This window comes from Baekduia alba (genome assembly GCF_028416635.1).
GTDB classification, from domain to species: domain Bacteria; phylum Actinomycetota; class Thermoleophilia; order Solirubrobacterales; family Solirubrobacteraceae; genus Baekduia; species Baekduia alba.
In genome coordinates this window covers 1,999,343-2,017,714 of record NZ_CP114013.1, presented here as the reverse complement: position 1 = coordinate 2,017,714, position 18,372 = coordinate 1,999,343, and the positions used below count along the sequence as shown (strand labels likewise).

Below are 18,372 nucleotides of genomic sequence, written 5' to 3'. Positions count from 1 at the left end.
GCTAGCTGCCCGGGACGAACAGGTCGGTCGACTCGAAGCCCTCGCGGCCGACTTCGGCCTGCTCGCCGTGGACCTCCGGCCAGCACTCCATCATCGACTGCGGCATCTCGAGGTTCTGCCACACCGTCGTGCCGCCCTGCCTGACGTGCCAGTCCTTGCGCTCGAAGTCGGGCTCGGCGTTGACCCAGCCGCCGGCGTTGATCTCGATGCGCATGCCACCCGGCTCGCGCACGTACAGGTAGGTGATCTCGTCGATGCCGTGGATGCCGGGACCGAACTCGATCGGCGTGTCGGCGGCGAGGAACGCCTCGGCGGCGCGCTCGACGTCGGAGCGCTGGTCGACGCGGAAGGCGATGTGGTTGACGCGGCCGGTCGCGCCGGAGAAGTCCGGCACCATGCCGAGGTCGTGCGTCGGCCGGATGCCGTTGCACGTCATCGTCGCGAAGACGTTGAAGCCGGGCTCGACGTGCATGATCGCCGTGTGGCGCTGGCCGAGCGTCTTGTAGAACTCGATGTCCTCGACCATCTTGGGCGACGCGATCGTCACGTGGTCGATGTAGCGCGCCTGGGCGCCGCGGCCGGGGTTCTTCTGCGGGCGGTTGAGCAAGCCGTGGTCGACCTTCTCCGGCGGGGCCTCGTAGCGCTCGACCTCCCAGAAGACCTCGTGCAGGTGCTGGCCGTACGGCGCGCGGTACTGGTAGGCGGCGCCGCGCCCCGGGCGCTCCGCGACCCAGCCGACCCCCGCGCCGGAAGCCTCGACGCGCTCGGCGAGGACCTCCGGGTCGCCGGGTCCGTAGGCGCGCCACCCGATGCTCCCGAGCGCCGTCTCAGGACCCTCGGTGACGATCAGGCTCGAGTGCAGCCATTCCGCCCAGCCGCGGAGGTACACCGACTGGCCCTCACGCTGGGCCACCTCGAGCCCGAGGACGTCGACCATCCACTTCACGGTCGCCTCGGGCTTGGGGCTGATGAGCTCGGCATAGGCGAGCTGGGACAGCAGCACTTCGGACATCTAGGTCTCTCCTCCTGAAGTAACGCGAACCGTCGTTCTAATTCGAGACTAGGCCGAACGCGCTGCCCCTGTCAAGAGCTAGAACGATGATTCGGGTTTGGCTTGACTTCGCCGTCGCGACTCCGGTACACATGCCGAATTAGAACGCGCCTTCGGGTCCACCGCGGCGGTTCTTGAGAGAGGAGAGCTGATGCTGGTGAGCGGTGTGCGCCCGGCCGGCGAGACGGATCCCGCGCTCGGTCCAGGAACCGAACGCCCCGTCGCGCTGCGAGCCGACAACCTGGCCAAGGCCTTCGGGCCCACGAAGGCGCTGCGCGCGTGCTCGTTCGAGCTGCGCGCCGGCGAGGTGCACTGCATCGTCGGCGAGAACGGCTCGGGCAAGTCGACGCTGGTGAAGATCCTCTCCGGGATCCACCGCCCCGACAGCGGGCAGCTCGACCTCCCCGGCACCGACGCGACGAAGCTCACCTCGCCGGCGCAGGCGGCGCGCGCCGGCATCGCCACGGTCTTCCAGGAGGTGCTCGTCGTCGAGCCGCGGTCGGTGCTCGAGAACGTGTGGATGGGCGTCGACGGGGTTCTGCGCACCGCGGTGGCGCTCGAGGAGAAGCGTGCGCGCGCCGCCACGATCCTCGAGCGGCTGCTCGGCACCGCGCCCGATCTCGACCGCCCGGTCGAGCACCTCACCCTCAGCGAGCGGCAGGCCTGCTGCCTGGCGCGTGCGCTGGTCCGCGAGCCGCGCGTCCTGATCCTCGACGAGGCGACCTCAGCGCTGGACATCGAGACGCGCAACCGCCTCTTCGCCCTGCTGCGCGAGAGCACCGCGGCCGGGACGTCGGTGATCTTCATCTCCCATCGCATGGACGAGATCGCCGACATCGGCGACCGCTGCACCGTGATGCGCTCCGGCGACACCGTCGCCACGCTGGCGCGCCACGAGGCCACGGCCGCCGAGCTCGTGCGGCTCATGACCGGCGCCGACCACCTGGCCGCCGGCGCGGCCGAGCGCGCGCACACCGCGCCGGGCGACGTGGTCCTGGAGGTCGAGGGCTTCACGCTCCGGGCCGGAGAGCTCGTCGGGTTGGCCGGCCTCGAAGGCCACGGCCAGGACGCGTTCCTGCGCGCGCTCGCGACGAGCGCCGGGGCGCGGGCCGCCTACGTCCCGCGGGAGCGCCGCGCCGAGTCGATCTTCGAGTCCAAGTCCATCCGCGAGAACTTCGGCATCGTCACCCTCGGCCGCGACGCGCGCCGCGGACTGCTCTCTCCCGCGCGCACGCGCGCGCGCCTGGGCGAGTACGTCGACCGGCTGCGGATCAAGCTCGGCGACCCCGAGGATGCGATCACCACGCTCTCGGGCGGCAACCAGCAGAAGGTCGTCATGGCCCGCTGGCTGGCGACCGAGCCCGAGGTGCTGCTGCTCAACGACCCCACGCGCGGCGTGGACATCAACGCCAAGCGCGACCTCTACGCCCTCCTGCTGGACCTCGCCGCCGACGGCATGGCGATCGTGATGCTCTCCACCGAGGTCGACGAGCACGTCGAGCTGATGGATCGCGTCGTCGTCTTCCGAGAAGGCCAGGTCGCGGCCGAGCTGCCGCGCGACGCCCTCAACCGCCAGGCGCTCGTCGCCGCGTTCTTCGGCGAGGCCGCCGATGCCTGATCTCCGTGAGCTGCTGCGCACGCGCCCGTTCGTCTTCGCGGCCGCGCTGGCCCTCGTCCTGCTGGTCGCCAACATCCTCGCCGAGCCGAGCTTCGGCAAGCCCGGCAACTGGCCCACCGAGCTGGCGACGCTCGTGCCGTTCGCGATCGTCGCCATGGCCTCCACCCCGGCCATCGTCTCCGGCGGCGGCGGGCTCGACATCTCGGTCGGGCCGATCGCGGTGCTCGCCAACGTCGTGCTGGTCGAGTGGCTGCTGCCCGGCAGCGTGTGGGTCGACCTGCCGTTGTTGATGGTGATGGGGCTGGCGATCGGCGCGCTCAACGGCGCGCTCGTCACCCTGCTGCGCTACCAGCCGGTGATCGCGACGTTGTGCACGTTCTTCGTGCTGGCCGGCGTCATCGCGAAGATCGCGCCCTCCAACGCCTCCACCCCGGCCGCCAACTGGACCGCGGACTTCGCCGACAAGGTCGGCCCGATCCCCGGCGCGCTCATCCTGCTGGCGATCCCGCTCGCGATCTGGTTCGCGCTGTCGCGGACCGCCTTCCACCGCAACCTCTACGCCGTGGGCGGCAACGACGCGACCGCCTTCTCCGCCGGCATCGACGTCACCCGGACGCGCATCGCGGCCTACGCCCTCGGCGGCTGCTTCGCCGCGGTGGCCGGCGTCGCGCTGACCGCGCTCGTCCAGTCGACGCAGGCGACCGGCTACTCGCAGTACACGCTGATCGCGCTCGCGGCCGTCGCCCTCGGCGGCACGCAGCTGGGCGGCGGGCGCGGAGGGCTGATCCCGTCGCTGCTGGGCGCCTGCTGCATCTACCTCATGCAGACGCTCCTCGGCGCGGTCGGCGTCTCGTCGTCCTGGCTGACCTTCGTCTACGGCGCGCTGCTGGTCACCGGCGTGGTCATCGGCGCGCAGATGCTCACCCTCAAGCCCCGGAGCGCTCAGGCATGACCACCATCATCTCGCTGCAGCGCCGCGCGCCGGTCCTCCAGCTCGTCGCCCTCGTCGCGCTGTTCATCTACGGCTCGGCGACCATCGCCGGCTTCAGCGCCCAGACCTCGCTGACGTCGATGCTCGTGCTGGCCTCGCTGCTCGGCCTGGCCGCGCTGGGCCAGACGCTCGTCCTGATCCTTGGGGGTCTCGACCTCTCCGTGCCCGGCCACATCGTGATGGGCGCGATCCTCACCAGCCAGCTCTACGGCACCGAGCACGTCTCGGCCGTCGGCGCGATCGCCGTGGTCGTGGCGATCGCCGCCGTCCTCGGCGCCCTCACCGGGTGGATCTGCCACCACTGGCGCATCCAACCGCTGGTCGTGTCGCTGGGCATCGGCTCGATGGCGGCCGGCGCGACCGTCGCGTGGACCCAGGGCAAGCTCAACGGCCAGGCCCCGCCGTTCCTGACCGACCTCACGTCGGCCTCGGGCACGACGTTCGGGCTCGCCGTCCCGGCCGTCGTGGTGATCTGGGGCGTCCTCGCGATCGTCGTCGCGGTCGTGCTGCACCGCACGGTCGCCGGCCGGCGGTTCTTCGCCACGGGCGCGAACCCGCGCGCGGCCGCCCTGGCGCGCATCGACACCAAGAACGTCTGGATCGGCGTGTTCTCCATCAGCGCCGTGTGCTCGGCGCTGGTCGGCGCGCTGCTGGCGGGCTTCGCCGGCGCCGACCAGACGCTCGGCGATCCCTACCTCTTCAGCGCGCTGACCGCCGTGATCGTCGGCGGGACGACCTTCATGGGCGCCCGCGGCGACTACACCCACACGGTGGTGGGCGCGCTGATCCTCACCGTCCTCACCACCGTGCTCGTCGGCCGCGGCCTCCAGCCCGCCGACCAGCAGATCATCTTCGGCGTGCTGATCCTCCTCGTCGTCGCGGGCTACGGCCGCGACCGGCGACTGCAGGACCGCGTCTGAAGCGCACACGCATGTCCCTTACAGGAGGAGCCCCATGACTCGCAGGATCCGCAGCACCATCGTCCTGGCCGCCGTCGGCAGCCTCGCGCTGGCCGGCGTCGCCGAGGCCAAGACCTACAAGATCAACGCCAAGACCGTCGGCAAGCAGGTCGGCGTCAAGCTCTCGGCCAACATCACCGACCCGGTGCTCGGCAAGTGCACCATGACGGGCAAGCTCGTCATCCCCGACACCCAGCAGGTCTGGAAGTGCAAGGGCGGGACGTTCAGGCTCATCGGCCACGGCACCACCGGCGCGGCCAACGACGCCAAGGGCACGTGGAAGGTCACCGGCGGCACGGGCAAGTTCAAGGGCGCAAGCGGCAAGGGCACCTTCGCCGGCAAGCTCTCGACGGCCAAGTTCACCTACAAGGGCAGCATCAAGGTCTGATGCTCGCTCGGTCCTGCGGCCGTCGCCGGCGGCCGCAGGATCACCGCGTCGCGCGGGCGGGGCTACGCGGCCTTGGCGCGACGTCGCGCCGGCTTGCGCGCCGCGGGCTTGGGCTTGGACGCGGCAGCGCTCGGCGCGGTCAGGTAGGCCGTGGCGGCGGCCCCCATCTCCTCGATGAGCGTCTCGTCGCCGTCGATCTGCGTGTAGGTGCCGAAGTCGGGACCGAACGAGATCCGCCGGACGAGCGCGGCGTAGAACATGCGGAACGCGATCTCGACCGCGAGCGCGGGATCGGCGTGGGCGATCTCGTCGCGCCGGGTCAGGATGAGCTCCTCCCACTGCCGTGCGACGTCGTAGATCTGCGCGGCGCCACGCTCCCGCACCCCACCGTCGATCGCGGCGCGGGTCATGATGACCCGAAGCACGGCCTCGTGGCGGAACATCGTCTCGGCGGTCTCGCGCACGGCGGCGCGCACGAGCTCGTCGAAGCTCAGGCCCTCCCAGCGCGTGGGGTCGTCGAAGGCCTGGCGCTCGTCGCGAAGCTCTGAGACCGCGTAGTCATAGACGGCGAAGACGAGCGCGTCCTTGTTCGGAGCGCGGGCGTAGATCGAGCCGATCGACACCTTGGCGCGCTTGCTCACCTCCTGGACGGTGAAGCCGTCAAAACCCTTCTCCACCAACAGCTCCTGCCCCGCTTGAAGCACCCGGTCGAGCGACGCGCGGCTGCGATTCTGCTGCGGGGGACGAAGCGCGCTGTCGGTGAAAGCGCCTTGGGCGGGCCGTGCCATGAGCCCGAGAGTACCGAAGCCGAACGACACTTCGGGAAAAATACGAACGCGAACTTGACTTCGGGTTCTGTGGCGATCTACGCTCGGCCGACGCAACGAAGCTGGAGGAGAGCGATGAGGGCCTTGGGTTGGACCGTGACGCTCGCGGCGTCGGCGGCCTTGGCCGCCGGCTGCGGCGCGAGCAGCAGCGGCGGCAGTGGCGGGGGATCTGGGGCGACCGGCGCGAAGGTGCCCGCGTTCGCCGCCAACTTCGCTCCGCCCGCGTCAGGGTGCGGAGCGTTCGCCGCCAAGACGCCGGCCGATCCGGACGGCGTGATCGCGGCGCTGCCCAAGGCCCAGCAGGACGCGCTCGGCGGCTACGCCGACTACCAGGGCTCGACGGTCAAGGTCGTCAAGAGCCGCTGGGCCACGTGGAAGCCCAACGGCTCGGGGCCCTACCGCGTCGCGGTCTCCTGGGGGCAGCTCGTCAGCGACTTCCAGGTCCAGACCGTCGACCAGCTCAAGCAGCAGTTGAAGGCGACCAAGGGCGTCGGCCAGGTCGACGTCCGCACGACGGGCAGCAACCTGGACATCGCCCAGCAGCTGCAGCAGTACAACGCGCTCGTCCAGACCAAGCCGGACATCATCCTGCTCGAGACGCCGTCGCCGGACTCGTTCGACGGCCCCGTGCAGAAGGCCGCGGCGGCGGGCATCCCGACGGTCACCCTCCTGTCCCCCGTGCCCGTCGACGGCGCGGTCAACGTCGACAGCAACAACTACCTCGGCGCCGGCCAGACGGCCTCGTACCTCACCAAGGTGCTGGGCGGCAAGGGCAACGTCGTGCTGGTGCGCGCGCTGGCGACCGCCTCGATCGACAGCCAGGTCGCCACCGCGTGGAAGCGCGTGCTGGCCGGCTGTCCCCAGATGAAGGTCGCCGGCGAGGTGTTCGGCGCCTTCTCCGAGGCCCAGGCGAAGTCCGAGACCCTCAAGTGGCTGAGCACCCACCCGCAGAAGCTCGACGGCATCACGGCGATGCCGGGCGAGAGCTCCGGCGCCCTCCAGGCGTTCAAGCAGGTCGGTCGCGCGGTGCCGCCGGCGGCGGAGATCGGCATGGACAAGGGCTTCCTCGGCTACTGGCGCGCCAACGACGCGTCCTACGACGCGTCGTCGACGTCGCTGACGCCCGTCTCCGCCGGCCGCGCGACGGCCGAGATCATCGGGCGGATGCTCGCCGGCGAGGGCGTGAAGCTCAACACGATCGTCGGCGAGACGCCGCTCATCACCGACGCCAACCTGGGCGACTGGGCGGACAAGAGCTGGACGCTGCAGACGCCCGGGACGGTCTCCGGCAACCCCGACGACTTCCTTCCCGCGAAGGACCTCGACGCGTTCTTCACCACGACCAGCAAGGGGCAGTAGCCATGCGCATCGCACGCATCGATCTCGATGGCGTCGCCCGCGCGGCGATCGTCGCCGACGGCGCCGCGCGGCCGCTGCCGGAGGATGTTGGGGTCCTTGACCTGCTGGGCGCCGAGCCGGCGGACCGGGAGCGGCTCGGTGCCCGCGCCACGACGGAGCTCGCGCTCGACCAGGTCCGGCTGCTGGCGCCGGTCCAGCCTCCGTCGATGCGCGACTTCTCGGTGTTCGAGCAGCACGTGGCCGGCGCGGTCAAGGTGACCGGCGGGCCGGACGCCGCGGTGTTCCCGATCTGGTACGAGCGGCCGTTCTGCTACTTCTCCAACCCGACGGAGGTCAGCGGCCCGGGCGCCGAGGTCGCGGCGCCGCCCGGCTCCGACCAGCTCGACCTCGAGCTGGAGGTCGCGGCGATCATCGGCCGCGCGGGGCGCGACATCGCGCCCGGCGACGCCGGCGCCCACATCGCCGGCTACACGATCTGGAACGACTGGTCCTCGCGCGACCTCGCCGCACGCGAGCTGCGGCTGCCGTTCGGCTTCTGCAAGGCCAAGGACTTCGCCAACACCTTGGGTCCGTGGATCGTCACGCCCGACGAGCTGGAGCCCTACCGCGACGGCGACCGGCTCGACCTGGCCATGAAGGCCACCATCAACGGCGTCGAGCTCGGCGGCGACACGCTGGCGAGCATGGCGTGGAGCTTCGAGGAGCTCGTCGCCTTCGCGTCGATGGGCGCGAGCGTCGCCGCCGGCGACGTCATCGGCAGCGGCACCTGCGGCGGCGGCTGCCTCTACGAGCTGTGGGGCCACGCGCAGGCGCTCGAACCGCCGCCGCTGCAACCGGGCGACGTGGTGACGCTCGAGGTGGACGGGATCGGCACGCTGACCAACACCGTGGTCGCGCAGACGGTCGCGCCGCTGGAGTTCCCGCCCGCGCGCACCACGCGCACGAGCGCAACGGCGGAGGCGCGCTCGTGAGCCTGCGCTTCGTCGACCTCAGCGTCCCGATCCAGGAGCCGCTGCCGGGCGAGCTCAACGGCGGGATGGGCGCGATCCTGGCCGCCTCGATCCAGTACCAGAGCCACGAGGAGACCCGGCCCGAGTTCGGGATGATGTTCGGCGGCGCGACCGAGAAGGACATGCCCGGCGGCTTCGCGATCGGCGCCGAGAAGCTGCAGCTGACCGCACATGCGGGGACGCACGTCGACGCGCCGTGGCACTACTACCCCACGAGCGAGGGCAAGCCCGCGCGGACGATCGACCAGCTCGAGCTCGAGCACTTCTTCGCGCCCGGCGTCGTCCTCGACCTCCGCGGCCACGCGCCCGGCGACCGCATCGAGGTCGAGGAGCTCGCGGCCGCGGTGGAGCGCACCGGCGCGCCGCTCGCGCCCGGCGACGTCGTCTGCCTGTGGTTCGGCCAGGACGAGCGCTTCGGCACCAAGGACTACTGGGACGACTATCCCGGCCTGGGCGCCGAGGCCACGCGGTGGCTCATCGCCCAGGGGATCAAGGTCATCGGCACCGACGCGCCCGGCCTGGACCGCGGCAACCCCTACATGGCGCGCGACTTCCAGGAAACCGGCGACGCGTCGCTGCTCTGGGAGGCCCACCGCGTCGGCATCGACCACGAGTACTTCCAGATCGAGAAGCTGGCCAACCTCGGCGAGCTGCCCGCGCGGGGGTTCTACGTCGCCTGCTTCCCGGTCAAGATCAAGGGCGCCAGCGCGGGCTGGTGTCGCGCCGTGGCGATCTTCGGCCTGGAGGCGGCGGGATGAGCGACCCGTTCGGGCTCGGCACGTTCGCCGGCGGTGACGGGGATCCGTTCCCCGGCCTGGTCCTCGGTGGCGGCGAGCGCGTGCTCGACCTGCGCGCGGCGTTCGGCGACGATGCCACGACGCTCGCGCTGCTGCGTGATTGGGACGGGACGCTGCCGCGTCTGCGCGCGCTGGCCGCGGAGCCCGCCGGCCCCGTCGCGCCCTACGCCGACGTGCGGCCGCTGCCGCCCGTCGCTCCCTCCGGTCAGATCCTCTGCGCGGGCGCGAACTACTTCAAGCACGTGCGCCAGATCGCCTACACCTTCATGCGCCAGGGCGGCGACGAGCGGCCTGAGAGCGCGGTGCGCGCCGAGGCGGAGGACATCTCCGCCCGGCGCGCCACGTCGGAGGAGCCGTACATGTTCGCGGGGCTGCCGAGCGCGCTGAGCGGGGCGACCGACGACGTCGTCCTGCGCGGTCCGGGCGTCCAGCACGACTGGGAGCTCGAGCTGGCCGTGGTCGTGAGCCGTGGCGGCCAGGACATTCCCGAGGAGGACGCGATGGAGCACGTCGCGGGCTACGCGATCAGCAACGACATCAGCACGCGCGACGTCATGCAGCGCCCCGGCTTCCCGATGACCGATTTCCTGATGACCAAGAACCGCCCGACGTTCTTTCCCACCGGCCCCTACATCGTCCCGCGCGAGTTCGTCCCGGACTACCGGGCGCTGCGCATCGAGTTGAAGCTCAACGGGAAGGCGATGCAAGATGAAGGGGTCGACGACATCATCTACGGTGTGGAGCGGCTCATCGCCTACGCCTCGACGGTCGTGACGCTGGCGGCCGGCGACCTCATCCTGACGGGCTCTCCTGCCGGCAACGCCGGCCACCACGACAACCGCTGGCTCGTGGCCGGCGACGTGATGGAAGGGTCGATCACCGGCCTCGGCACGCAGCGCAACCGGTGCGTGGCGGCATGACGCGCATCGACCTCCACGCCCACGTCACACCCCCGGAGTACCTCGAGGGACTGCGGCTTCCCGACGGCTCGCTGCCGCCGCTGCCGCCCGCGACGGTCGAAGGCCTGACGGCCACGATGGAGCGCCACGGCATCGACGCCGCGGTCATCTCCCCCGGCCCGCCCGGCGTGTTCTTCGGCGACCAGGGTCGAGCCAACGACCTGGCCCGCACGGTCAACGAGGTGCTCGCCGGGGTCGCGCGCGACGCGCCGGCACGCTTCGCCGCGCTGGCCACGTTGCCGCTGCCCGACGTCGGCGCGGCGCTGGCCGAGCTGGCCCACGCGCTCGACGTCCTGGGCATGGACGGCGTCTGGCTGCCGTCGCACGTAGCCGGCACCTACATCGGCGACCCGGCGTGGGACGCGCTGTTCGACGAGCTGCACCGACGCAAGGCCTATGTGTTCGTGCACCCCGCGCTGCCGCCCTATGCGCCGCCGGCGCCGCACCCGGTGTGGCTCTATGAGTTCCCGTTCGAGACGACGCGCGCGATCGCGCGCCTGATCTACAGCGGGACGTTCGAACGCTGCCCGGACATCAAGCTGCAGTTCGCCCATCTCGGCGGCGCCGCGCCGTTCCTCGCCCACCGGCTGGCGTCCCTGGCCGACCGCGAGCCCGACCTGGCGACCGCGGCGCCGGTGGGCGCGCTCGAGTACCTGCGCCGCCAGTGCTACGACACCGGGCTCTCCAACCACGAGCTCGCCGTCAAGACGGTGCTGGACGTCACCGACATCGACCACGTCGTGTTCGGCACCGACTACCCCTACGCCGCGCTGCCGCCCGAGGGCGGCGACCCGGCGCGCGAGCTGGCCTTCCTCGGCGCGGACCGCGCGCGGGTGGACGCCGGCAACGCCGCGAGGCTGGTGCCGCGCCTCGTCGAGGCGATGCGGTCGACCACCGAGGAGGCAGCGCGATGAGCAAGGGCCGCATCGCCATCGTCGGCGCCGGGCCGGGCGGCATGGCCACGGCGCTCGCGGCGCATCGCGCCGGCTTCGAGGCGTCGATCTACGAGCGCTACCCCGAGGTCAAGCCCGCGGGCAACATCCTCAACTTGTGGCCGCCGCCGCAGAAGGTGCTCGGGCTCATCGGGGTCGACACCACCGACCTGGGCGCGGCGGCGCTGACGACGTTCCGGCGCTCCGACGGGCACCTGCGCGCGACCGTGCGCCTGCCCGACGAGGTCGTCGCGGAGTACGGCGGCGGCTTCATCGGCCTGCTGCGCTGGGGGCTGTACAAGCGCATGCTCGACGCGCTCCCGCCGGGTGTGCTCAAGCTCGGCCACGAGATGACGCGCTTCGAGGATGGCGGCGATCGCGTTGTCGTCCATCTCGCCGACCGCGAGCCGGTGGAGGCCGATGTGCTCGTCGGCGGCGACGGCCTGCGTTCGGCCGTGCGCCGGCAGCTGTGGGGCGATTCGCCCATCCGCCATCAGCATCTGCACCTCGTCGGGGGTTACCTCTACGTCGACGATCCCGAGCGGCCGCCCGACTCCGTGATCGCCCACGACCGCAGCACGCAGGCCAGCTACACGCCGATCCTCCACGAGGGGCAGTGGGGCTACGAGTGGTGGGTCCTCGAGGCCTTCGACCCGTCCGAGCCGTTCGACCAGGACCTGATGGCGTTCTCGCGGACGCGCGCCGCCGGCTTCTCGGAGAAGCTGCGGTCGATGATCGACGCGACGCCGTCCGAGAACCTGCAGCGCTGGGAGATCCGCGATCGCAAGCCGCTCAAGCAGTGGTCGAAGGGGCGCGTGACCCTGGTCGGCGACGCCGCCCACCCGACGTCTCCGTACGCGGCGTACGGCGCCGGGATGTCGATCGAGGACGGCTACTTCCTCGCCTCCGAGCTCGAGCGCATCGACGTCCGGGACCTCGGCTCCGTCCGCCGTGCGCTCCAGGCCTTCGAGGACCGCCGCAAGCCGCACACGCGTCGCGTCAGCCAGCAGGCGTTCTTCACCGGCTACGCGTTCCACCGGATCCCGCATCCGCTGCGCCCGCTCCGCGACCTCGTCTACGACCACACGCCGATGCTGCAGAAGGTGGTCGGCGACGCGACACCGGACCACATCCTGTCCCAGCTCGCCGAGATCGACCAGGTCGAGGCCGCGCGGCCGGTGTCGTCGGCCGCGGTGACGCCGCAGGCGTAGCAGCGACCGATGTCACCTGATCACCTCGCGCTGATCGCGCGCTACTACGACGCGTGCAGCCGCGGCGACGCCGAGGGCGTGACGGCGACCGTGACCGCCGACGTCGTGCACTACTTCCTCGCGCCCAACGTGGGCTCGGCGCCGGTGCGCGGGGCCGAGCACCTCGGCCGCTACTGGCGCAAGGTCCACGGCGCCATCGCACCGGTCTGGGTCGTCGACCACGGCATCGTCCAGGACGACGAGGCCGTCATCGAGTGGAGCATGTTCTGGCGGCCGGCGGGCGCGAGCGAGCGCGTCGTGACCCGGGGCGCGGAGTGGTTCGCGCTGCGGGACGGGCGCATCGCGGAGATCCGCTCCTACTACCGCCAGGAGGCCGCCGACTCAGAGCTCGACGGCTTCCCCTACGCGACGCGGGGCTATTCGCTCCACGACGCGGTCCGCAGCGCGCGGCACGACCCCGCGCTGTCGTGAGCATCAACCGCATGGTGTTGGTCTGCGGCGCCGCGGAGGACGCCGAGCTGTGGGCCGAGGTCATCGCGCTGAGCCCGGTGCCGACGCTGGTCGTCGAGCTGGCGCCGACCGACGAGCTCGGGCCGCTCGTCGCCGACGTCGAGAGCCGGGTGCAGCCTGGAGACGTCGTCGTCGGCCACTCGCTCGGCGGCGCGGTCACCGCTCTGCTCGCGGCGCAGGGGTCGACGCCGGCTGCGGGCTGGGTCGTCGTGTCCTGCGGCACGGCGCTCCCGGTGCATGACGCGACGTGGGCGACCCTGCGCGCGGGCGGCGTCGAGGCACTCGCGACGCAGTTCGCCGTCGCCGCCGCGGGTGGTCGGCGAGCGGTCGCCCAGGAGCCCGCCAGCGCCGCGGTCGCTTCGCGCATGGAGCGCATGGTGCTGCGCCACCGCGACGCGCTGGAGCCACACCTGCGCGCGTGCGCGGCGTTCGCGGCGCCGGAAAGGGCGGTCGCCAACGTGGAGGTCGTCTGCGGATCGCGCGATCGGCTGGTGGCCCCGCGCCTGATGGCCGACCTCGGCGAGCGGTTCGGAGCGCGGACGACCGTCGTGCAGACTGCCGCCCATCAGGTGCCGTGGCAGGCGCCCAACGCGATCATCCAGGCTGCTCTGCGGGCGGCCTGACCGCGTCGGACAGCAGCTTGGCCCCGCCGTGTGCGGCGGTCCCGCCGTCGACCGTGATCTCCGCGCCGCTGATGTACGACGACGCCGGCGAGACGAGGAACGCGATCAGCTCCGCGACCTCCTCGGGTCGGCCGGCGCGGCCCAGCGGCGCGGCGTCGATGCTCGCGGCGAGGAACGCGGGCGCCGCCGTCGCCGTCATAGGGGTCTCGATGTAGCCGGGGAAGACCGCGTTGACGCGGATGCCGCGCTCGCCGAGCTCCATGCTGGCCACGCGCGAGAGGCCGCGCAGCGCCCACTTGCTCGCCGTGTAGGCCACCGGGAAGTGACCGGTGAGCGCGGCCAGCGAGCAGACGTTGACGATCGATCCGCCCTCGCCCATGTGCGGCAGGCAGGCCTGGATGCCGGGCAGCGGCCCGGTGAGGTTGACCGCGAGCGTGTTGTTGAAGTCCTCGATCGCCACGGCGTCGATGCGCGCGCGGTGCGTGACGCCCGCGGCGTTGACGAGGCCGTCGATCCTGCCGCCGCGCGTCACCGCTGCGGCGACCGCCTCCTGCCACGACGCCGGGTCGGTGACGTCGAGCCGCACGTCGCAGCCGCCGGCGATGTCGGCCCCGACCACGTCGGCGCCCGCCGCGCGCAGCGCCGCCACGGTCGCGGAGCCGATCCCGCCGCCGGCGCCGGTCACCAGGACCACGCGGCCGTCGCCGGCGCCGCTCATGCGGGCCCGACCTCGTGGTCGTAGAGCGCGACGTCGTCGGCCAACGTCGTCTTCAGGCGGTCGGCGAACCGGCCGTCGACCAAGATGAAGGCCATGCGCGCCGGGCTGTCTGATCGGTTCTCCCAGGCGTGGTCGGTGCCGCGTTGGACCACGATGTCGCCGGGCGCCAGCGTGGTGGCGCTGCCGTCGTCGAGGACGAGGTGCAGCTCGCCGTCCAGGACGATGCCGTAGTCCACCGACTCGGTCCGGTGCATCGGCGACCGCGCTCCGGCCGGAATGTCCACGACGCGGATGACCGTGCCCTCGGGCTCGGGCGGCACGCGCAGCGGGCGCTCGGTCGGGTCGCTCGCCTCGACCGCGTCGATCGCCGCCGGCGCACCGGCCGTGCTCCAGATCTCGTGGAACGCGGTGCCATCGTCGGTGACCGTGCGCGACACGGGCGTCGGGCCGTCGGAGAGCACGACCGAGCGGCCTCGGTCGTCGTGGCCCGTCACGACGCGGCGCGGCGCGGCGGGCGTCATGCGACCTGCCCCTGGAGGCGGCGCATGCCGGCCCGCCACCGGTCGCAGCTGGTGGCCTTGCGTTGCATGAAGGTGAGCGCCTCGGGATGCGGGAGGATCAGGAACGCGTCGCTCGCCAGCCCGTCGAGGATCGCGGCGGCCACGTCGTCGGGCGCGAGTCCCACGCGCACGAACGCGCACGCGAAGAACCCCTTGTCGCTCATGACGATCTCCTCCGCGGCGCCAAGGTCCTGTCCGCTGCAGAAGGCGCGCCCGGTTCCGGTCAGGATGACCGCGCGGACGGTGTCGTCGTGGGCCGCCGCACGGAGCGCATCCAGGAGCGCCTGGCGCACCGGCAGTGCGAGGCTGTTGAGCTTCTCGGGCCGGTCGAGCGCGATGCGCGCGACGTCGCCCAACCGCTCGGTGACGATGGTCCCCACGGGTCTCCTCCTGGTCGTCTCGAACCCATATTAGAACACGAACCAAGGTTCTGTTTTACCTGACCCGCCCATGCGGTATCTACCACGAGGGCTGGACCGCGGTCACCCGCCACTCGACCCCGTGGGTGCAGGGCAAGCCGCTGCCGCCGTTCGCCGACGACACCTGGGAGCTCTACGACACCAACACGGACTGGAGCCAGGCCCACGACCTCGCCGCGCAGATGCCCGACAAGCTCGCCGAGCTGCAAGAGCTCTTCATGGACGAGGCGCGCAAGTACGGGGTGCTGCCGCTCGACGACCGCCGCATCGAGCGCTTCAACTCCGACCTCGCCGGCCGCCCCACGCTCGTGCACGGCACCTCGCAGCTGCTCTTCGGCGGCATGAGCCGCCTCAGCGAGAACGTCGTCATCAACGTCAAGAACAAGTCCCACGCGGTGACCGCGCAGGTCACGATCCCCGACGGCGGCGCCGAGGGCGTGATCGTCGCCCAGGGCGGCGCGTTCGCCGGCTGGAGCCTGCACCTCAAGGACGGCCGACCGACCTACTCCTACAACCTGCTCGGCCTCCAGCACTTCGACATCACCACCGACACGACGGTCCCGGCCGGCCCCCATCAGGTGCGCGCCGAGTTCACCTACGACGGCGGCGGCCTGGGCAAGGGCGCCGACGTCGCCCTCTACCTCGACAGCACCCGGATCGGCGGGGGCCGCCTCCCGGCCACCGTCCCGCTGGCCTTCTCCGGCGACGAGACCTGCGACCTCGGCTCCGACACCGCATCGCCCGTCAGCGACCAGTACACCGCGCAGACCAGCCGCTTCACTGGCACCGTCGAGTGGGTGCAGATCGACATCGCCGACGCCGCCGAAGACCTCGACCACCTCATCACCCCCGAGCAGCGCCTGAGCATCGCCATGGCCCGCCAATAGACGCAGGCACCGGGTGAGCAGCAGCGCGACACGTCACCCGTCGCGGGTGACGTGCGACCACCCCGGACGCAGGGACGCTCGCACGACCATGGAGAACGCAGTGGACAAGCCCGCGATCAGCCCCGGCGTCCCAGCCGCCGAGCTGGCCTCGATCAGCATGCCTGAGCGGCTGGAGACCCCGTTCGGGGCGCTGGAGTTCTTCGACGGGCTGCCGTCGCCGGAGTCGGTGGCGCGCAGCTACGACGCGCTGGACCTGATGCGCGGCGTCGAGGTGTTCCTGAACTGCATGCCGGGCGCGTCGATGGTCGCTATGCGGAAAGGCTTCCGGAGCATCGGCGTCGACGCAAGCAACATCCTGGGCTACACCGACCCCAAGGCGACGTCGGCCAACGTGGTCCTGACGGCCAACACCGAGACGACCTACGGCACCAACTACCTGGACTTAAAGACCGACGGGCCGCTGGTCATCGAGGCGCCGCCCAAGGCGCTGGGGTTCATCGACACGATCTGGCAGCGCTACGTCACCGACATCGGCCTGGCCGGCCCGGACAAGGGCGCTGGCGGCAAGTACCTCATCCTGCCTCCCGACTACGACGGCGAGGTCCCGGATGGACACTTCGTGGCCCGGTCGCCGACGTACTCCAACTGGCTGGTCATCCGCGCGCTGGGCGGCGTGGAGGACATCAAGAAGACCCAGATCTACCCGCTGGCTCAGGCCGATGACCCGCCGCCGACCGAGTTCCTGAACTTCTCCCCGGCGGCGTTCAACGGCATCCACGCCAACGACGGCAGCTTCTTCGACGAGGTCGCCTCGATCGTCGCTGAGGAGCCCGCCGAGGCGCTGGACCCCGAGCGCGCCGGCCAGCTCGCCGCGCTCGGGATCGTCTCCGGCAGGCCGTTCGCGCCCGACGACCGCCTGCGCGGGATCCTGGACACCGCCGCGCGCCTCGGCGCCGGGATCGTGCGCAGCATCCTCTACGCGCCACGCCAGGACGAGGCCTACATCTATTCCAAGGGCGAGAGCATGTGGTCGACGGCCTTCGTCGGCGGCAGCCACGAGTTCCTGTCCAACGGCGCCCGCCTGCTCGACAACCGGGCGATGATGCACTACGTCGGCACCGGCATCACGCCGGCCATGACCCACGCGGCCGTGGGCGTCGGCTCGCAGTACGCCTTCACCGCGCGCGACGTCAACGGCGACTGGCTGCACGGCGATCGCGAGTACACGCTGACGCTGCCCGCGAACATCCCGGCCAAGACGTTCTGGGCGGTCGACATCTACGACACCCAGACCCGCTCGCTCCTGCAGACCGACACGCCGTACCCGAGCGTCCACGCCAACACCGAGGATCTCGCCACCGAAGCCAACGGCGACACCACCATCTTCTTCGGGCCCAGCGCGCCGAGCGACCACCCGCACAACTGGATCCAGACCGTCCCCAACAAGGGCTGGTTTCCGATCCTGCGCATCTACGGCCCGCTTGAGGCCTGGTTCGACCAGACCTGGCGCCCCGGCGAGGTTCAACCTCGGACGGACGCCCGCGCCTGAACGGCCTCGCGCGGTCGCCCGCACCACGAGCGCCTGCTCAACCCGGTCCCGCGGAACGGGCCGCTGCAGGGTCGGCGCAACCCGTCAGGTCGTCATCCCCGGCGGGACGAGCGGCGGTTCGTCGATCGAGCGAGGTGGCGGGATGGGATCGGTGCCCGGGACCTCGCGGCTGCTGCGGAACACGCAGAGCACTCGGGAGCCGGGTCGAGCCGCAGAGGGCGTGATCAGGCCCTGGTAGCCCTCGTGATGAAGCGCTTCTCCTACAACCTGGAAGGCCGGCCACTGCGCACGCCCGGCTTGGGCACCGGCAGGCCGACCCGGGCCAGTCGCTGCTCGTCGCCGAGGTCGGCGATCCGCGTCAGCGAGATCTCCCATTGCCAGAGATCGCGAGGGAGCATCGCCATCGGCAGGACGCCGAACTCTGCGGCTGCGCGATACCACTCAGCCCAGACCGTCGGCTCCTCATCGGCGAAGTACCAAGCGTCGACGACTCGCCCGCGCTGCCAGCGGTTGTCGGCCGGATCGGGCGGCTCGTGATACACGTCGCCGCCAGCGGGGATGTGGCGCCGCCACCAGCGAGCGCTGACATACGTCTCGTCGACGTCGTACAAGCTCAGGAGACCGCCGTGCTCTCCAGCGCGCTGATGATCTTCGAGACCTTGCGATAGTCGCCGGCGGCGATCACGTCGAGAGGCTTGCCGTCGTCCAGCGCGACGTTGGGCTTGATGAGCCAGCCGCGGATGAAGTCACGCTGCAGCACGTGCGCCAACCGCTCCACCAGCGCCGAGAGCTCGGCCAGCCGCTCGCCGTAGACGCCCGAAGGGGATCGGTTCCCACGCACCCACGCCCGAACCGACGTCTTGTCAGCGCCCGTAGCCCGTGCGATATCGGCGGTCTCGAGCTTGCCGAGCTCCTTCACGAACGCCGCTTCGGTTGCGTATGCCGTGCTCATACCGAGATAGTGTAGCGCCTGACGCTCGTCGAACGCTCGGGAAATGCTCGAC

The 18,372-nt window shown here is 71.4% G+C and carries 22 protein-coding genes; 14 read left to right on the top strand and 8 right to left on the bottom strand.

Going from position 1 to position 18,372, the window contains the following annotated elements; all coding sequences use genetic code 11:
* Position 1: 1 nt before the first annotated feature.
* Entirely contained in the window at positions 2-1,012 is a 1,011-nt protein-coding gene (locus DSM104299_RS10040) for a VOC family protein (protein WP_272477161.1), read from the bottom strand.
* Positions 1,013-1,208: 196 nt separating this feature from the next.
* Between DSM104299_RS10040 and DSM104299_RS10035 the strand changes: the two genes are divergently transcribed.
* From DSM104299_RS10035 to DSM104299_RS10020, 4 genes are read left to right on the top strand one after another with little or no spacing between them, the layout of a single operon-like run.
* On the top strand, positions 1,209-2,669 hold the full coding sequence (locus tag DSM104299_RS10035; protein WP_272477160.1) for a sugar ABC transporter ATP-binding protein: 1,461 nt from the start codon (positions 1,209-1,211) through the stop codon (positions 2,667-2,669).
* Positions 2,662-3,621, top strand: coding sequence for an ABC transporter permease (locus tag DSM104299_RS10030; protein WP_272477159.1), 960 nt, complete (start codon positions 2,662-2,664; stop codon positions 3,619-3,621). The genes DSM104299_RS10035 and DSM104299_RS10030 overlap by 8 nt, the downstream gene beginning before the upstream one ends.
* Complete coding sequence (locus tag DSM104299_RS10025) at positions 3,618-4,580, top strand: ABC transporter permease (RefSeq protein ID WP_272477158.1); 963 nt, start codon at positions 3,618-3,620, stop codon at positions 4,578-4,580. The genes DSM104299_RS10030 and DSM104299_RS10025 overlap by 4 nt, the downstream gene beginning before the upstream one ends.
* A 34-nt stretch (positions 4,581-4,614) precedes the next feature.
* Positions 4,615-5,007, top strand: coding sequence for a hypothetical protein (locus DSM104299_RS10020; RefSeq protein ID WP_272477157.1), 393 nt, complete (start codon positions 4,615-4,617; stop codon positions 5,005-5,007).
* A 62-nt stretch (positions 5,008-5,069) separates the two neighbouring features.
* Here DSM104299_RS10020 and DSM104299_RS10015 read toward each other — a convergent pair whose 3' ends face one another.
* Positions 5,070-5,795, bottom strand: coding sequence for a TetR/AcrR family transcriptional regulator (locus tag DSM104299_RS10015; protein ID WP_272477156.1), 726 nt, complete (start codon positions 5,793-5,795; stop codon positions 5,070-5,072).
* Between the two features lie 114 nt (positions 5,796-5,909).
* Here DSM104299_RS10015 and DSM104299_RS10010 point away from each other — a divergent pair, with 114 nt between their 5' ends.
* From DSM104299_RS10010 to DSM104299_RS09975, 8 genes are read left to right on the top strand one after another with little or no spacing between them, the layout of a single operon-like run.
* Positions 5,910-7,193, top strand: coding sequence for a substrate-binding domain-containing protein (locus DSM104299_RS10010; protein ID WP_272477155.1), 1,284 nt, complete (start codon positions 5,910-5,912; stop codon positions 7,191-7,193).
* 2 nt (positions 7,194-7,195) lie between these two features.
* Complete coding sequence (locus DSM104299_RS10005) at positions 7,196-8,164, top strand: fumarylacetoacetate hydrolase family protein (RefSeq protein WP_272477154.1); 969 nt, start codon at positions 7,196-7,198, stop codon at positions 8,162-8,164.
* Complete coding sequence (locus DSM104299_RS10000; RefSeq protein WP_272477153.1) at positions 8,161-8,961, top strand: cyclase family protein; 801 nt, start codon at positions 8,161-8,163, stop codon at positions 8,959-8,961. The genes DSM104299_RS10005 and DSM104299_RS10000 overlap by 4 nt, the downstream gene beginning before the upstream one ends.
* Positions 8,958-9,920, top strand: a complete 963-nt coding sequence (locus DSM104299_RS09995; RefSeq protein WP_272477152.1) for a fumarylacetoacetate hydrolase family protein — start codon at positions 8,958-8,960, stop codon at positions 9,918-9,920. Before DSM104299_RS10000 ends, DSM104299_RS09995 begins: the two co-directional genes overlap by 4 nt.
* Positions 9,917-10,873, top strand: coding sequence for an amidohydrolase family protein (locus tag DSM104299_RS09990; RefSeq protein ID WP_272477151.1), 957 nt, complete (start codon positions 9,917-9,919; stop codon positions 10,871-10,873). Before DSM104299_RS09995 ends, DSM104299_RS09990 begins: the two co-directional genes overlap by 4 nt.
* Positions 10,870-12,102, top strand: coding sequence for an FAD-dependent oxidoreductase (locus DSM104299_RS09985; RefSeq protein WP_272477150.1), 1,233 nt, complete (start codon positions 10,870-10,872; stop codon positions 12,100-12,102). The genes DSM104299_RS09990 and DSM104299_RS09985 overlap by 4 nt, the downstream gene beginning before the upstream one ends.
* Positions 12,103-12,111: 9 nt before the next feature.
* A complete protein-coding gene (locus tag DSM104299_RS09980; protein ID WP_272477149.1) occupies positions 12,112-12,573 on the top strand; it encodes a nuclear transport factor 2 family protein in 462 nt (153 codons plus the stop codon).
* On the top strand, positions 12,570-13,235 hold the full coding sequence (locus DSM104299_RS09975) for an alpha/beta fold hydrolase (RefSeq protein ID WP_272477148.1): 666 nt from the start codon (positions 12,570-12,572) through the stop codon (positions 13,233-13,235). The genes DSM104299_RS09980 and DSM104299_RS09975 overlap by 4 nt, the downstream gene beginning before the upstream one ends.
* On the opposite strand, the gene DSM104299_RS09970 is transcribed toward DSM104299_RS09975, so the two are convergent.
* Genes DSM104299_RS09970 through DSM104299_RS09960 form a run of 3 tightly spaced genes read right to left on the bottom strand, consistent with a single transcriptional unit; the run spans position 13,207 to position 14,893 of the window.
* On the bottom strand, positions 13,207-13,953 hold the full coding sequence (locus DSM104299_RS09970; protein WP_272477147.1) for an SDR family NAD(P)-dependent oxidoreductase: 747 nt from the start codon (positions 13,951-13,953) through the stop codon (positions 13,207-13,209). The two genes, DSM104299_RS09975 and DSM104299_RS09970, sit on opposite strands and share 29 nt — an antisense overlap.
* Positions 13,950-14,474: a cupin domain-containing protein gene (locus tag DSM104299_RS09965; RefSeq protein ID WP_272477146.1), complete on the bottom strand. Its 525-nt coding sequence runs from the start codon at positions 14,472-14,474 to the stop codon at positions 13,950-13,952. Before DSM104299_RS09965 ends, DSM104299_RS09970 begins: the two co-directional genes overlap by 4 nt.
* Positions 14,471-14,893: an enoyl-CoA hydratase-related protein gene (locus tag DSM104299_RS09960; protein ID WP_272477145.1), complete on the bottom strand. Its 423-nt coding sequence runs from the start codon at positions 14,891-14,893 to the stop codon at positions 14,471-14,473. Before DSM104299_RS09960 ends, DSM104299_RS09965 begins: the two co-directional genes overlap by 4 nt.
* Positions 14,894-15,018: 125 nt before the next feature.
* Between DSM104299_RS09960 and DSM104299_RS09955 the strand changes: the two genes are divergently transcribed.
* Together DSM104299_RS09955 and DSM104299_RS09950 are read left to right on the top strand one after the other, a co-directional pair.
* Entirely contained in the window at positions 15,019-15,819 is an 801-nt protein-coding gene (locus tag DSM104299_RS09955) for a hypothetical protein (protein WP_272477144.1), read from the top strand.
* 88 nt (positions 15,820-15,907) lie between these two features.
* Positions 15,908-17,368: a DUF1254 domain-containing protein gene (locus DSM104299_RS09950; RefSeq protein ID WP_272477143.1), complete on the top strand. Its 1,461-nt coding sequence runs from the start codon at positions 15,908-15,910 to the stop codon at positions 17,366-17,368.
* Between the two features lie 84 nt (positions 17,369-17,452).
* Here the strand turns inward: DSM104299_RS09950 and DSM104299_RS29535 are convergent, their stop codons facing one another.
* Genes DSM104299_RS29535 through DSM104299_RS09940 form a run of 3 tightly spaced genes read right to left on the bottom strand, consistent with a single transcriptional unit; the run spans position 17,453 to position 18,320 of the window.
* The gene (locus DSM104299_RS29535; protein WP_432419766.1) at positions 17,453-17,743 is read right to left on the bottom strand and encodes an RES domain-containing protein; all 291 of its coding nucleotides are present in this window, start codon (positions 17,741-17,743) and stop codon (positions 17,453-17,455) included.
* Positions 17,629-17,979 carry a hypothetical protein gene (locus DSM104299_RS09945; protein ID WP_272477142.1) on the bottom strand — a complete coding sequence of 117 codons (351 nt, stop codon included), beginning with the start codon at positions 17,977-17,979 and terminating at the stop codon, positions 17,629-17,631. Before DSM104299_RS09945 ends, DSM104299_RS29535 begins: the two co-directional genes overlap by 115 nt.
* Before the next feature lie 2 nt (positions 17,980-17,981).
* Positions 17,982-18,320: an antitoxin Xre/MbcA/ParS toxin-binding domain-containing protein gene (locus DSM104299_RS09940; RefSeq protein WP_272477141.1), complete on the bottom strand. Its 339-nt coding sequence runs from the start codon at positions 18,318-18,320 to the stop codon at positions 17,982-17,984.
* Between the last annotated feature and the right edge of the window lie 52 nt (positions 18,321-18,372).

Excerpts from the sequence above, each read along its gene's own strand:
- DSM104299_RS09950 (WP_272477143.1), top strand. The coding sequence starts at position 15,908 with ATGGAGAACGCAGTGGACAAGCCCGCGATCAGCCCCGGCGTCCCAGCC.
- DSM104299_RS09980 (WP_272477149.1), top strand. The coding sequence starts at position 12,112 with ATGTCACCTGATCACCTCGCGCTGATCGCGCGCTACTACGACGCGTGC.
- DSM104299_RS10040 (WP_272477161.1), bottom strand. The coding sequence starts at position 1,012 with ATGTCCGAAGTGCTGCTGTCCCAGCTCGCCTATGCCGAGCTCATCAGC.
- DSM104299_RS09970 (WP_272477147.1), bottom strand. The coding sequence starts at position 13,953 with ATGAGCGGCGCCGGCGACGGCCGCGTGGTCCTGGTGACCGGCGCCGGC.
- DSM104299_RS09940 (WP_272477141.1), bottom strand. The coding sequence starts at position 18,320 with ATGAGCACGGCATACGCAACCGAAGCGGCGTTCGTGAAGGAGCTCGGC.
- DSM104299_RS10005 (WP_272477154.1), top strand. The coding sequence starts at position 7,196 with ATGCGCATCGCACGCATCGATCTCGATGGCGTCGCCCGCGCGGCGATC.
- DSM104299_RS09990 (WP_272477151.1), top strand. The coding sequence starts at position 9,917 with ATGACGCGCATCGACCTCCACGCCCACGTCACACCCCCGGAGTACCTC.
- DSM104299_RS09965 (WP_272477146.1), bottom strand. The coding sequence starts at position 14,474 with ATGACGCCCGCCGCGCCGCGCCGCGTCGTGACGGGCCACGACGACCGA.
- DSM104299_RS09985 (WP_272477150.1), top strand. The coding sequence starts at position 10,870 with ATGAGCAAGGGCCGCATCGCCATCGTCGGCGCCGGGCCGGGCGGCATG.
- DSM104299_RS10020 (WP_272477157.1), top strand. The coding sequence starts at position 4,615 with ATGACTCGCAGGATCCGCAGCACCATCGTCCTGGCCGCCGTCGGCAGC.
- DSM104299_RS10015 (WP_272477156.1), bottom strand. The coding sequence starts at position 5,795 with ATGGCACGGCCCGCCCAAGGCGCTTTCACCGACAGCGCGCTTCGTCCC.
- DSM104299_RS29535 (WP_432419766.1), bottom strand. The coding sequence starts at position 17,743 with ATGGGAGATCTCGCTGACGCGGATCGCCGACCTCGGCGACGAGCAGCG.
- DSM104299_RS10025 (WP_272477158.1), top strand. The coding sequence starts at position 3,618 with ATGACCACCATCATCTCGCTGCAGCGCCGCGCGCCGGTCCTCCAGCTC.
- DSM104299_RS10010 (WP_272477155.1), top strand. The coding sequence starts at position 5,910 with ATGAGGGCCTTGGGTTGGACCGTGACGCTCGCGGCGTCGGCGGCCTTG.
- DSM104299_RS09995 (WP_272477152.1), top strand. The coding sequence starts at position 8,958 with ATGAGCGACCCGTTCGGGCTCGGCACGTTCGCCGGCGGTGACGGGGAT.
- DSM104299_RS10030 (WP_272477159.1), top strand. The coding sequence starts at position 2,662 with ATGCCTGATCTCCGTGAGCTGCTGCGCACGCGCCCGTTCGTCTTCGCG.